The following is an 875-nucleotide window of genomic DNA, read 5'->3' as shown; positions in this document are numbered from 1 at the left end:
CTGTTTTGATAGGCAATAATTCGGCGGGATTGTTCGCTACTTTCGTCCACCGCTAATAGAAAACTACGGCTCATATTATCTTCGTAAATCTCGCCTTTTGTCGTTGCAGAAAGCGAACTAAATACGCCACGAACTTCTTTTTTAACGGCTTTGATATTGCCTTTTTTATCTTTAATCGAGACAGAACTCGATAAACGTTGATTACTAATTAACTCTCGCATGGCAAACATGGCTTCTTCTTTTAAACCGTCTAAATCCTCGATAATCAGAAGCTTTCCGACTAATTCATATTCGCCCCAATTGTACAAACTACTTTCGGTAATTCGGGTAAAACGAAGTACATCTTCTTGTGGCATTAAATCGGCTATTTTACTGATTAAATGTGTTTTTCCACTGCCCGAACTTCCTTGTACAATGGCGTGAAGTGGATGTTTGGTTTTATACGAACTTGCGATGATAAACAGCAACAATCGGCTGTCCTGTTCGCCTACAATGCCACTTTTTTCGATTAGATCATTCAACTGAAAAAATAAATCGGTTGTCATTTTTGGCTGTTCCAGAGGTGTTGGTGGAGTTTCTTTTTCAATTGAAAAAGAAGGAGTAGAAGAAGAAAAATCAATTGGTTTTCTTTTCTCTAAACAGTCTAAAACAGTTGTTTCATCATAAGCAACTAAAGTTTCATTGACATCTTTATCAATGAATTGAACACTATAAAACACCACTTTTGGATGAATGGATTGAAGTAATTTCGCATATTTTAAGGTAGCTTTTTGACCTGCTTCATCCATATCAAAACAGAATATAATTTCTTCTAATTCAATAAGTTGTTTTATTATTTCTAATAGTTCGTTTGTTAATCCGTTCGTTCCAAAACA

1 protein-coding gene is annotated in these 875 nt (G+C 35.3%); it reads right to left on the bottom strand.

All coding sequences use genetic code 11. From position 1 onward, the window contains the following. Nucleotides 1–875 (bottom strand): toprim domain-containing protein (locus N5D03_RS14880; RefSeq protein WP_280052117.1); only part of this gene is annotated, 875 nt, incomplete at both ends.

Origin of the sequence: Empedobacter sp. GD03861 (genome assembly GCF_029840885.1) — a bacterium.
Classification (GTDB): Bacteria; Bacteroidota; Bacteroidia; order Flavobacteriales; family Weeksellaceae; genus Empedobacter; species Empedobacter falsenii_B.
Note: the sequence above shows the minus strand (reverse complement) of the source record. Positions and strands in the feature narration are given on the sequence as shown.